Below are 12796 nucleotides of genomic sequence, written 5' to 3'. Positions count from 1 at the left end.
GCGCTCTCCCACTCCCGACCCACAGTCTGCTAATCAGCGTATTGGCCGGCCGCCTCAATGACCGGCTTCCAGCGGGTCACTTCGCTTTCAAGCTTTGACTTCAGCCCTGCGGGCGTTGCTTCCGCATCAGTCGACGGCACCGTGCCCAGTTCAGCAAATCGAGCGATGATGTCGGGGTCTTTCAACGCTTTTTGCAGGGATGCCGAGAGTTTCTGGGTTACCTCTGCGGGTGTTCCCTTCGGTGCGTAAATACCGTGCCAAATACCCACCTGCATGCCCGGCAGGCCGGCTTCCGCAACGGTTGGTAGATCGGGGAGGGCATCGAGTCTCTTGGCTGATGTCACTCCATAGGCTTTGATCGTACCGCCTTTGATCTGTTTGGTTGTATTGGTGGTCTGATCGCACATCAAATCTACCTGACCACCGAGGAGATCTGTCATGGCAGGACCGGTGCCTTTGTAAGGTACAGTTGTCAGCGGTGTCTTGATCTCACTCATGAACAACATCCCGCAAAGATGGGAAGCAGCGCCAATACCGGCATTCGCAAGGGTGATCTTGTCGGCATTTGCCTTGACGTATTCAACAAGGCCTTTGAGATCAGTCGGCTCGAAATCCTTCTTTGCCACAATGGTCATTGGAACATCTGTGACCAGCCCCACATATTCGAAGGCGTTGAGCGTGTCATAGGGCAGCTTGCGATATAGCGTGGCGCTGGTTGCCATGCCGATGTGATGCAGCAACAGCGTGTATCCATCCGGGTCTGCCTTCGCCACCTGGGAGGCCCCTAGCGTGCCACCCGCTCCGCCCACATTTTCTACGATGATCTGCTGACCGAGGTCCTTTGACATGCTTTCGGCGACAAGTCTGGTAACGGTATCAGTTGGGCCGCCCGCCGCGAACGGCACCACCATGGTGATACTGCGTTCAGGATAACCCTGCGCAAATGCGCTACCCGAGATGACGGCAATGGCAGCTGTGGCGGCCAGTGAAGTAAAGAGTTTGAGCATTAAATTTCCTCCCAGAACAACGCTTGTGAATTGCCGCAGTCAGACACGCCAACATTTCTCCCCGGTCATTGGCAACTCCGTTTTCGACGCGGCGCATGAGACCTATCGGACGCAACGATCGTGGTTCTGTCAAGCAATTCATGGATTTCTCCGAATTTTTTGAGAATTCCACTGTGAACAGGGCAGTCACGTTGTTTTTTGGTATATGCATATTCGAAGAGATCAGGCGATCGGAGTGATGACGATGAGCAAACAGGCAGGCAAACCAGCGACATGGACGGAATCAGCGCCATTGCTCGTGGATGTTGCGATGGGCCGCAAAGATGCGGATCTGGTTGTCCGCAACGGTCGTTTGGTAAGCGTCTATTCCGGAGAAATCATCGCTGGTATTGATCTTGCCATCGTGGCCGGGCGCTTTGCCTTTGTCGGGCAAGGAGCGGAGCACTGCATCGGGCCGAAAACGAAGGTAGTTGACGCGGGTGGACGTTATCTGGTGCCTGGTCTGTGCGACGCGCATATGCATGTCGAAAGCGGTATGGTCACGGTGACTGAGTTTACGCGGGCCGTCATTCCTCATGGTACTACGTCGATGTTCATCGATCCGCATGAGATCGCCAATGTGTTGGGGCTCGATGGCGTCCGCCTGATGCACGACGAAGCGCTCGCCATGCCGATCAATGTGCACGTGCAGATGCCGAGTTGTGTTCCATCGGCACCGGGATTGGAGAATGCAGGTGCCTCTATAAGCCCGGACGACGTTGCCGAAGCGATGACATGGCCCAATATCATCGGTCTCGGGGAGGTGATGAACTTTCCTGGCGTCGCCAACAACGATGCAACTATGCGGGGTGGCATTGACGCCACCGTAAACGCCGGAAAGACTGTTGGAGGGCATTTCGCATCGCCTGAGCTTGGACGAGCCTTCCATGGATATGTTGCGGGTGGTCCTGAAGATGATCACGAGGGTACCCGTATGGAGGACGCCATTGCCCGTGTGCGTCAGGGCATGCGGGCTATGCTCCGTCTTGGATCCGCTTGGTATGATGTTGCCCGCCAGATCAAAGCGGTTACGGAACAGGGTCTCGATCCGCGCAATTTTATCCTGTGCACTGATGACAGTCACTCCGGCACGCTTGTAAACGAAGGTCATATGGACCGTGTTGTACGTCACGCCATAGCCCAGGGGCTAAAGCCTGTGACGGCGATCCAGATGGCGACACTCAATACAGCGCAGCACTTTCGGCTGGAACGGGAGATCGGCTCAATCACACCGGGACGACTTGCAGATTTCCTTATCGTATCAGACTTGCCAAATCTGACGATCGACCGTGTTTACGCGCGGGGCGTGCTTGTGGCGGAGAAAGGTAAGCTCATCGCTGAGATTCCGGCCTACAACTATCCGGCATTTGCCAAGAATACGATCAAGCTCGGAAAAAATTTGAAGGCCAAGGATTTCGATATCAAGTCTCCGAAACCAACAAAGCAAATTACCGCGCGTGTGATCGGCGTCATCGAAAATCAGGCGCCGACAAAAGCGCTGGAAGCGGAGTTGTCAGTCTCCGACGGCATCGTCCAGATGGATCGGCGCAATGATGTCTGCCAAATCGCACTTGTCGAGAGGCATCGTGGAACGGGGAAGGTCGTTAACGGCTTTGTCTCCGGCTTTGGCTATACGCTTGATTGCGCTATGGCCTCAACTGTCGCCCACGATAGCCACCACATGATTGTCGTTGGCACCAACAAAGACGACATGGCGAAAGCTGCCAATCGGCTTGGCGAAGTTGGCGGTGGTGTGGTGCTGTTTTCTAAGGGCCGAGAACTTGCCATGGTGGAAATGCCGATCGCTGGCCTGATGTCTGACCAGCGCGCCGAAATCGTCGCAGCAAAGGCGGATAAACTCGTCAACGCTATGCGCGCGATGGGCTGTACTCTCAACAATGCCTACATGCAGCATTCGCTGCTGGCGCTGGTGGTTATTCCGGAATTGCGTATATCTGATGTCGGGATTATCGATGTCCGGACATTTACGAAGGTTGACCTGTTCCTATGACTGCATTCATCAAGGCCGTGGATCGCGCGACGGAAAAAATGCGCGTGCTCTTTCCAGAAACACCGTTGCAGCTCAACCATTATCTTTCCCACAAATATGGCGCACAGATCTGGCTCAAGCGCGAAGATCTGTCACCTGTGCGGTCCTACAAGATCAGGGGCGCGTTCAATTTCATCTCTCATTATTTGAGCGAGCACAAGTCCGAGGATTCGTCTTTCGTTTGTGCCTCGGCTGGAAACCACGCGCAAGGTTTTGCCTTCATCTGCCGGCATTTTGGCAAAATGGGTGTCGTTTTCATGCCGGTGACGACGCCGCAACAAAAGATCGACAAGACGCGCAGTTTTGGCGGCGAGTTCATCGAAATCCGCCTGTTCGGAGATATCTTCGATCAATGCTACGCCGCTGCGCAGGACTATGCTGCGGAGAGCGGGGCAATTATGGTTCCGCCTTTCGACCACATGGATATCATCACTGGGCAAGCGACCGTGGCGCATGAAATCGCCACGCAGCTGCCGGACAAACGCAAGCCCGACCTGATGATCCTGCCTGTCGGCGGTGGCGGGCTTTCCGGTGGTGTTACACGCTATCTTGGCGATCTCGGTTGGGAGACCCGCTTCCGCTTCGTGGAACCAGCCGGTGCGCCAAGTCTGAAACGCAGTCTCGAAGCAGGCAAACGTATCAAACTAGACACCGTGGACAATTTCGTTGACGGCGCCGCAGTTGCGGAAATTGGCCGTGAAAACTTCAAGTTACTCAAAGGCTTCACGGCAGACTCTGTGACTTTGATTCCAGAAAATCGTCTGAGCTCAACTATCCTTGAGATGCTTAACATCGAGGGCATCGTTGTGGAACCCGCGGGCGCTCTCGCCATCGATGCGCTCAAGGATTTCAAGAAGAGCGATATCAGGAACAAGCGGATCGTCCTGGTCATATCCGGCAGCAATTTCGATTTTGAACGCCTGCCGGAGCTGAAAGAGCGGTCACTGCGATACGAGGGACTGAAGAAGTATTTTATCTTCCGGTTTCCCCAGCGGCCCGGCGCTTTGCGGTCGTTTCTAGACCTTTTGGGACCGGACGATGACGTTGCCCGCTTCGAATACCTCAAAAAGTCCGCGCGTAATTTCGGTTCAGTCCTCATCGGTATCGAAACGAAGAACAAGCTCAATTTCGACTTGCTGTTCAAACGTTTCGATGAGGCAGGTTGGGCATATCAGGACATCACCGATAATGAGACCATTGCCGGGTTGATTATCTAAGGAGGCATCGTGACCTGCTGGATCATCCTGTTTCGTGGTGTCGGCGGTGATACGTTGCTTCCTGTGCAGCCATTGAAAGCGGCCTTGGTCGAGGAAGGCTTTGAGTCCGTTGTAACCTATATCAATACCGGCAATGTCGTTCTTACCTCAAACGATAGGCCAAAGCGCATCGCTAAGCGTGTGGCTACGACCGCATTGGAGCATTTTGGCTTCTCCAAGCACATCATGATCGTTAGTAGGGCGGAATGGGCCAAGCTCATTACCCAAAATCCATTCCCGCTGGCTGTGAGTGAACCGGCCAAACTTCATGCCTATGTTCTGGAGCGGACACCTGATGCAGAGGCGGTGAAGGCGTTGGAGCAAAAAGCGATAGGGCCGGAGCAGTTCGAGATAAGGGGAAGGGTGCTGTATTATTACACGCCGCAAGGTGTTTCGAATGCAAGACTGCATCCTAAGATTGAAAAAACATTGAGAGTTGCAGCTACAGCGAGAAACTGGAATACAGTGCTCAAGCTGGCCCATTTGGCTAAGCAAATGGCGGGGGATGCAAAGTGACTATCTATATTGTGCTGTTTCGCGGCATCAATGTTGGCGGCAACAAAAAAGTTAAGATGGAAACACTGCGGAATATGCTTGTCGAGGCGGACTTCGAGGGTGTGAAAACCTATGTACAAAGCGGCAACGTCGTTCTCAAGTCCAACAAGACGGCGCGCCAGATTGCCGAGACAATTTCGGGCATTTTTTTGAAAACATTTGGTTTCGAATCGCGTGTCTCCATCCGTAGTATTGATGAATGGAACTGTATGATCGCGAAGAATCCTTATCCCCAAGCGCAGGAAAACCCAAAGTCGCTTCACGCCGTCATTCTTGACGACGACCCGACTGACACTGCGCTTGAAAATTTTGCCAGCAAGGCGAGTGAAACCGAAAGTTTTACTGTCAGGAACCGTGTTCTTTACCTCTATACGCCCGACGGCTTTGGCATTTCGAAACTTGCCCTCGCACTCGACAAGGTGCTGAAAGCGCCGCTCACCGCGCGCAACTGGCGCACCGTCTTGGCTCTTCAAAAACTGGCAGAAGCGGTCTGATCGGCAATCAGCCTTTCGAGTACCGTGAAAATACGCGGGTCGTTGCACTGCGCCACATTGAAACGCATGTAGGAAGATGCGGCCTGCGACTGGCTGAACACATTACCTGGCGCAAAAATTACCCCTTCTGCCAGTCCGCGCTGCGCAATTTTTGCAGCATCCACGCCTTCGGGCAGTTTGCACCACAGAAACATGCCGCCGCGCGATTCGATCCAGGGAGCCAGGCCGAGCGGCTTCAGCTTGGCGATCGTTTCGCCCATGCTCTTTGCCAGTTGCGCGCGCAGGCCGTGCATGTGCTTGCGATAGCTTCCATCCTTCAGCATGAACAGTACGAGTTCTGCACCCAGGCGTCCGCCGCCAAAGGATGTAGCGATGCGCAAATCCACCAGCCCTTCGATCCAGTCGCGCCGCGCAGCGATGAAGCCGCAGCGAACAGATGCCGATAGCGATTTGGAAAAGCTGCCGATATGCACGACTCGATCGAGCCCATCGAACGCAGCTAGCCGAGGCGCTGGTTCATGTTCGAAATCGGCAAAAATATCATCTTCGATGATTGTCAGATCGTGCTGTTCTGCAAGCTTGAGCAGCCGATGGGCGACGACGGGCGAAAGCACTGCGCCAGTGGGATTATGCAGGGCGGAATTGGTAATGTAGAGGCGCGGCCGGTGTTCCGAAAGCGCTTCCGCAAATTGATCGAGGTCGGGACCATTTGGCGTGTAAGGTACCCCGATCACCTTGGCTCGATGCGCCTTGAGCAAGGCGTGGAAGTTGAAATAACACGGGTCGTCCACAATGACGGCATCCCCAGGCTCAATCAGGAAACGGCAAAGCAGATCGATTGCCTGCGTGCCCGATTCCGTCAACATGATCTGGTCGGGCACCGCCTCAATGCCATGGCCACCCATGCGGCGCGCAAGTAATTGGCGCAATGGTTTCAACCCTAGCGGCGATGCATAGTCGGTGAGGGAGGACCCATCCGCCCTTGCCATGGCGCGCAGGGCCCGGCGAATTCCTGCTTCAGGCATCCATGAGGATGGTAGCCAACCGCAGCCGGGCATCATCGTACTGTCATTTGCATCGAGTGATGTGCGCGACACCCATAGCGGATCAATGGCATGGTCCAGCCGCGGCCCGATTTCCGCCAGTGACAAAGGCGGTAGATGACCGGCGACATAAAAGCCTGAGCCGCGTCGGGACAAGATGACGCCTTCGGCCGCGAGCCGGTCGTACGCCTCGACGATTGTCGATTTCGATACTGACAACGTCTCGGCAAAACTGCGTATCGAGGGGAGTTTTGCTCCCGGCGTGAGTGCGCGCCCGGCAATACGTTGACGGACCTCGTACATCACGCGATTGACCAGCGTACCGCCTTCGAGCTTGAGTTCAACGGTTTTGTCCATCTGTACTGCTTGCCATCCCATGACAGTTTGCGTGTATTGTACTGTACCGTATCTGGAAAATCTACGGCGCAAGGTGGATACAGCTCACGATGTGATCGCATGGCAGAGAAAATATGGACAAGATAACAAGCGGCTGGATTAACGGATTTATCGGCGTACTTATTTTCAGTGGATCGTTACCGGCGACACGTGCGGCCGTTGCTGGATTCGATCCCATCTTCGTGACCGGTGCGCGTGCCACGATTGCAGCTGCGCTGGCGCTTGCCCTGCTAGTAGCCTTCCGCGAAAAGCGCCCGATGAGGACGGATCTCGGCCCGCTATTCGTAACTGCCATGGGTGTCGTCGTTGGCTTTCCGCTTCTGACCGCACTGGCACTGCGTCACATCACGTCAGCTCATTCCATTGTGTTTATCGGGCTTCTGCCACTTGCGACTGCCATTTTTGGTGTGTTGCGCGGTGGTGAGCGCATGCGTCCTATGTTCTGGCTGTTTTCCTGTGCGGGCAGCCTACTCGTTGCTGGATTTGCATTGACGCAGAATTTCGCAGCATCGCTAACCGGCGATCTGTTGATGTTCGCGGCAATTGTTGTTTGCGGTCTCGGCTACGCGGAAGGTGCCCAGTTGTCGCGCAAATTGGGGGGCTGGCAGGTGATCTGCTGGGCGCTGGTCCTTTCGTTGCCAGTCATGCTACCCCTGACCCTCTATGTCTTCCCGTCGGATTTGAGCATCATCAAACAGCCCGCCTGGATTGGCCTCTTCTACGTCTCGCTTTTTTCAATGCTGATAGGTTTCATTTTCTGGTATCGCGGGTTGGCTCAAGGCGGAATTGCGGCTGTCGGTCAACTGCAGTTGCTACAACCCTTCTTTGGTTTGGTTCTCGCTGCGACACTGCTGCACGAATCCGTTAGCTGGCCGATGATCGCCGTCACTGTTGCAGTGATACTATGCGTGGCGGGGGCCAAGCGTTTCGCCAAATAGCTTGTTCGTTTTGCGTCGCACAATAAAATCGTTTGCTTTTTGGCATAAGAAGGCCCATATGCCGGTCAGGCGCTTGGACCGGGCAACCCGGTCTTCCAGTTAAGGACTTCGTGGCGTCTGAGACCCATCCGCATGATGCGATGGGCACGGCTGCGCAAGTCGCATGAACCCAAAGCCATTGGCACAGGGTTCCTCGCGTCTCGTCGTTTATCCCAAAATTATTGCACGCAGGTTGCGCCCTGTGATGCGTTGTGTGGCCCGCGGTTTTCCGCGCCGGCCAATGAAAGAAGATTGAATTGGAAACTATTGAAACAAACGGCTTTGCCGCCATGGGTCTGAATGCCGTCCTGCTCAAAGCAGTCGAGGCAGCCGGAATGGCCACTCCAAAGCCCATCCAGGCACAGGCCATCCCTGCACAGCTCGCTGGTCAGGACATTCTTGGTATCGCCCAGACGGGGTCCGGCAAGACTGCGGCATTCGCCCTGCCGATCCTGCAGAAAATCCTCACCATCGGTGACAAGCGCAAGGGCAAGACTGCCCGTGCGCTCATCCTTGCTCCAACGCGCGAACTTGCCGTACAGATCGAAGAAACGTTCCGTACACTGGCAAAAGGCGCGCACATTTCGACCGCACTCGTTCTTGGTGGTGTTTCGCGCATTGCGCAGATCAACAAGATGCAAGGCGGCGTCGATGTTTTGATCGCAACGCCGGGTCGTTTGACCGACCTTGTGCGCGACAACCGCGTCGATCTCTCGGAGACGCGCTGGCTCGTGCTCGATGAAGCTGACCGCATGCTCGACATGGGCTTCATCAACGATGTGAAGCGCATTGCCAAGGGCACTCATCGCGATCGCCAGACGGCTCTGTTCTCGGCGACAATGCCGCAGGAAGTTGCCACATTGGCTGCAAGCCTGTTGCGCAATCCCGTTCGTGTCGAAGTTGCGCCGCAGGGTACAACGGCCGCCGAGATCAAGCAGGTCGTACACATGATCCCGACGAAGCAGAAGAAGCAGGTTCTATCCGCCATGCTCAAGGATGAGGACTTGTCATCGGTTATCGTCTTTACCCGGACCAAGCATGGTGCTGACGCGGTCACACGCGTTCTGGAGAAAGACGGCTATAATGTTGCGGCCATTCACGGCAACAAGTCGCAAAATGCACGCCAGCGCGCGCTGAACGGCTTCAAGGATGGTTCCGTGCGCATTCTGGTCGCAACCGACATCGCCGCACGCGGCATCGATGTCGTCGGTATCAGCCACGTGATCAATTTCGATCTGCCGGATGAGCCAGAGAGCTATGTCCATCGGATTGGTCGTACGGGCCGTAACGGCGCATCTGGCAAGGCGATCACGCTTTATGATCCGGCGGAAGAGGCTTCCAAGTTCAAGGCTGTCGAACGCGTGACGCGCATGCGTCTGCCAATGGCGGATTCGCCGATCGACCTCTCGAGCCTGCCTGCTCGTGCTGCCAATAGCGACCAGCGCCCGCCGCGTCGCGAAGGCGGCGGTAATGGTGCGCCTGGTAAGAAGCCGCATCGCGGCCAGTCTGCTGGCAAGCCGCGTGAACCACGTGGTGAAAAGGTATGGAGCAATGATGCGGGTGCCCCCGCACAGAAGCGTCCATTCCGCCGGAACAAAAAAGGCTTCGGCGCAAGGGCTGCTTAACAGCTTCTGTTGACGTATTATCAGGCCGCCGGCACATCGTGTCGGCGGCCTTTTCATATGTGTCTTTGAAACAAATATCCGCATATCGTCTGGTTTGAAAAATTCTATGCTTGAACGGTTTGATCGGGACAAATAGGTTCAAGCCACGCAGAATGAAGGACTTGGCCTATGTATGATTCAGTGATCGACACCATCGGAAACACGCCGCTCATTCGTCTCAAGAAGGCTTCTGACCTCACTGGCTGCGAAATTTACGGCAAGGCCGAATTCCTGAATCCGGGCCAGTCCGTCAAGGATCGCGCAGCGCTCTATATAATCCGCGACGCCGAGGAACGCGGGCTTCTGAGGCGAGGTGGTGTGATCGTCGAGGGCACAGCGGGCAACACGGGTATCGGGCTTACCATGGTTGCCAAGACGCTTGGCTACCGCACTGTCATCGTTATTCCCGAAACGCAGAGCCAGGAAAAGAAAGATGCCCTCCGCCTTCTCGGTGCCGAGTTGGTAGAAGTGCCCGCTGTCCCCTACAGGAACCCGAATAATTATGTAAAGGTCTCCGGCCGTCTCGCGGAGCAGATGGCAAAAACCGAGCCGAATGGCGCCGTCTGGGCCAACCAGTTCGATAATGTCGCCAATCGCCAGGCGCATGTGGAAACGACGGCACAAGAGATATGGCGTGATACGAATGGCAAAGTGGATGGGTTCATATGCGCAGTGGGCTCGGGCGGCACACTCGCCGGGGTAGCGCAGGGACTGAAAGCCAGGGACGCGAACATCAAGATCGGACTTGCTGATCCACTGGGTGCTGCATTGTTCTCCTACTACACGACCGGCGAGTTCAAATCTGAGGGTAACTCGATCACCGAAGGCATTGGGCAGGGCCGTGTCACCGCAAATCTTGTAGGATTTACGCCAGACTTTTCCTATCAGATCCCTGACGCTGAAGCGCTTGAGATTGTTTTCGATCTCGTCGAGGAAGAAGGGCTGTGTTTGGGGGGATCGTCGGGGATCAATATTGCCGGCGCGATCCGCATGGCGCGGGATATGGGGCCGGACAAGATTATCGTGACGGTGCTCTGCGACTACGGCAATCGCTATCAGTCCAAAATGTTCAATCCGGAGTTCCTGCGCTCCAAGGACTTGCCAGTTCCGGCATGGATGGAAGCAAAGGTCAATATATCTGTTCCCTTCGAGAATGCATCGTGATGGCATACGATACGGCTATTCTTTTTCGCGAAGATTCTTATCTTGAAGCAATCGAAGCGACAGTATTGGCGATAAACGAGCGCGGCGGCATCCTGACCGACCGAACAGTGTTTTACGCGACATCGGGAGGCCAACCCGGCGATACCGGTGTTTTCGTTCGCTCCGATGGCTCAACGATCGCCATCGCTGCAACTGTGACCGGTGAGAGCAAGGAAGAAATCATCCATGTACCTGCGCCCGAACAGCCCGTTCCGGCCATCGGCGAAAAGCTAACCCTGCGCCTCGATTGGGACAGGCGCTACAAGTTGATGCGAATGCATACGGCGTGCCACCTGCTCAGCGTCGTTTGCCCGTTTCCGATCACAGGCGCGGCAGTCAGCGAAGACGACAGCCGCGTTGACTTCGATCTGCCGGACGCGGGTGTGACCAAGGAAAGCGTTACCGAGAAGATGATGGAACTGGTGAACGCCAATCATCCGATCTTCACCCGATGGATTACGGACGATGAACTCGCTGCGAATCCCGGCCTGATCAAGTCCAAGAACGTAAGGCCGCCGACAGGGACGGGGCGCATCAGGCTGGTTTGTATTGGCGAAAACGCTTCGGTCGATTCGCAGCCGTGCGGCGGAACGCATGTCGCGACGACCGGTGAAGTTGGCACGATCCATATCGGAAAAATCGAAAAGAAAGGCAAGGAAAACAGGCGGTTCCGCATCCGCTTCGGTCCTTTGCCAGAGGGAGTATGAACGTGGCAGACAAAAGCCCTTTTGTGGTTTCAGCCGATTGGCTGCAGGAAAGACTTGGCCAGCCCGGTCTCAGCATTCTCGATGCGTCCTGGTATCTTCCTGCTCAAAACCGGGATGCCAAAGCTGAATATGAAGCAACCCACATTCCCGGTGCGATTTTCTTCGACCACGAAGAGATGTCGGATCCGGATTCATCGCTGCCGCACACCCTTCTCAATCCCGAAGCTTTCGCAGCGGCCATAAGCAGCATGGGGATCACCAACGACGATACGATCGTCGTTTATGATGGACCTGGAATGACGACATCGCCGCGCGTCTGGTGGATGTTGCGAACGTATGGGGCAAAAAACGTCTCCATACTGGACGGTGGATTCGACAATTGGAAAAACGCCGGCAGACCGGTTACCGACGAGGTGACCAAGATTGCCCCCTCGGCCTTTGTCCCGAACTTTGAAGCAAGCAAGGTGGCGAGTTTTACCAAAATGCGCGATATCGTTGAAAGCAAGTCACGGCAGATCGCGGATGCGCGCTCGGCCGGTCGCTTCAAGGGTGTCGACCCGGAGCCACGCGCTGGACTGCGGTCCGGCCACATGCCCGGCGCACGAAGCGTTCCGGCGTCTAGCCTCGCTGACAATGGTTATCTCAAGGATATCAGTGGTTTGAGAAAGGTTTTCGATGATGCCGGCGTGGACTTGTCGAGCCCCGTCGTGACGAGTTGTGGGTCCGGGATAACAGCCGCCGTGATTACGCTTGCACTCGAATCGGTCGGTCATAAGGATAATGTTCTCTATGACGGTTCGTGGAGTGAATGGGGCGCAAGCAAAGATACACCTGTTGTTGCGGGCGAAGCATAAGCCATGACGAAGCCGCGAATATTGAAGACGCGCGTTACACATCTGGAGATGGCGGAGCGGCCGACGCAATCCGTACCGACACCCGTCAGTTTTAAACTGGCGCTGATGCGCGCCACGAAGATTTCATTGCCCTTCTATCGCTTTCTCTATGAACAGGTCGGCAAGCCGCATCATTGGTCTGTACATCGCCGTCTCAGTGATGAAGAGTTGGCAGCAATCATCCATCGTAACAATGTCGATATACATGTCCTCTACGCCGATGGTTCCCCGGCAGGCTTTTTTGAACTTGTCCTCGATGAGGAGCAGGCGGTCACTGAAATTCTTTATTTCGGTCTGGTACCGGAGTTCCAGGGCAGGGGGCTCGCCAAGTTCTTCCTGAATGAAGCCATCCTGACGGCATGGATGAGCAGCCCGCAACGAGTAATTATTGAAACTAATACGTTGGATAGTCCACGCGCACTGCAAATGTATCAAAGAATGGGTTTTAAACCGGTGAGTTTTGCAGAAGCAGAAATAGAGGCTTGGGACTAACAGTCTCCGCAAGAATCGGG

12 protein-coding genes are annotated in these 12796 nt (G+C 55.2%); 10 read left to right on the top strand and 2 right to left on the bottom strand.

Features of this window, described 5'->3' with window-relative positions; genetic code table 11:
- Window positions 1-29: 29 nt before the first annotated feature.
- A complete protein-coding gene (locus tag LB462_RS09005; RefSeq protein ID WP_224507056.1) occupies window positions 30-1007 on the bottom strand; it encodes a tripartite tricarboxylate transporter substrate binding protein BugD in 978 nt (325 codons plus the stop codon).
- Window positions 1008-1251: 244 nt separating this feature from the next.
- On the opposite strand from LB462_RS09005, the gene ade reads away from it, so the two are divergent.
- Genes ade through LB462_RS08985 form a run of 4 tightly spaced genes read left to right on the top strand, consistent with a single transcriptional unit; the run spans window position 1252 to window position 5401 of the window.
- Complete coding sequence (gene ade / locus LB462_RS09000; RefSeq protein ID WP_224507054.1) at window positions 1252-3057, top strand: adenine deaminase; 1806 nt, start codon at window positions 1252-1254, stop codon at window positions 3055-3057.
- Window positions 3054-4313 (top strand): threonine ammonia-lyase IlvA, encoded by a 1260-nt coding sequence (ilvA, locus tag LB462_RS08995; protein WP_224507052.1) that lies wholly within the window; start codon window positions 3054-3056, stop codon window positions 4311-4313. The genes ade and ilvA overlap by 4 nt, the downstream gene beginning before the upstream one ends.
- Before the next feature lie 9 nt (window positions 4314-4322).
- Window positions 4323-4868, top strand: a complete 546-nt coding sequence (locus LB462_RS08990) for a DUF1697 domain-containing protein (RefSeq protein ID WP_224507049.1) — start codon at window positions 4323-4325, stop codon at window positions 4866-4868.
- On the top strand, window positions 4865-5401 hold the full coding sequence (locus LB462_RS08985; protein WP_224507047.1) for a DUF1697 domain-containing protein: 537 nt from the start codon (window positions 4865-4867) through the stop codon (window positions 5399-5401). The genes LB462_RS08990 and LB462_RS08985 overlap by 4 nt, the downstream gene beginning before the upstream one ends.
- On the opposite strand, the gene LB462_RS08980 is transcribed toward LB462_RS08985, so the two are convergent.
- Window positions 5377-6801: an aminotransferase-like domain-containing protein gene (locus LB462_RS08980; RefSeq protein WP_224507045.1), complete on the bottom strand. Its 1425-nt coding sequence runs from the start codon at window positions 6799-6801 to the stop codon at window positions 5377-5379. The two genes, LB462_RS08985 and LB462_RS08980, sit on opposite strands and share 25 nt — an antisense overlap.
- A 113-nt stretch (window positions 6802-6914) precedes the next feature.
- On the opposite strand from LB462_RS08980, the gene LB462_RS08975 reads away from it, so the two are divergent.
- From LB462_RS08975 to LB462_RS08950, 6 genes are all read left to right on the top strand, one after another.
- On the top strand, window positions 6915-7778 hold the full coding sequence (locus LB462_RS08975) for a DMT family transporter (RefSeq protein WP_224507043.1): 864 nt from the start codon (window positions 6915-6917) through the stop codon (window positions 7776-7778).
- 329 nt (window positions 7779-8107) lie between these two features.
- Window positions 8108-9442, top strand: a complete 1335-nt coding sequence (locus LB462_RS08970) for a DEAD/DEAH box helicase (RefSeq protein ID WP_224507136.1) — start codon at window positions 8108-8110, stop codon at window positions 9440-9442.
- 168 nt (window positions 9443-9610) lie between these two features.
- On the top strand, window positions 9611-10645 hold the full coding sequence (locus LB462_RS08965) for a cysteine synthase A (protein ID WP_224507041.1): 1035 nt from the start codon (window positions 9611-9613) through the stop codon (window positions 10643-10645).
- Entirely contained in the window at window positions 10645-11391 is a 747-nt protein-coding gene (locus LB462_RS08960; protein ID WP_224507039.1) for an alanyl-tRNA editing protein, read from the top strand. The genes LB462_RS08965 and LB462_RS08960 overlap by 1 nt, the downstream gene beginning before the upstream one ends.
- 2 nt (window positions 11392-11393) lie before the next feature.
- Window positions 11394-12245 carry a 3-mercaptopyruvate sulfurtransferase gene (sseA, locus tag LB462_RS08955; protein ID WP_224507036.1) on the top strand — a complete coding sequence of 284 codons (852 nt, stop codon included), beginning with the start codon at window positions 11394-11396 and terminating at the stop codon, window positions 12243-12245.
- Window positions 12246-12248: 3 nt separating this feature from the next.
- Window positions 12249-12776: a GNAT family N-acetyltransferase gene (locus LB462_RS08950; RefSeq protein WP_224507034.1), complete on the top strand. Its 528-nt coding sequence runs from the start codon at window positions 12249-12251 to the stop codon at window positions 12774-12776.
- The last annotated feature ends 20 nt before the right edge of the window (window positions 12777-12796 follow it).

This window comes from Phyllobacterium chamaecytisi, from assembly GCF_020164455.1.
Lineage (GTDB): Bacteria > Pseudomonadota > Alphaproteobacteria > Rhizobiales > Rhizobiaceae > Phyllobacterium > Phyllobacterium chamaecytisi.
This window is presented reverse-complemented; position numbering and strand designations above follow the sequence as displayed.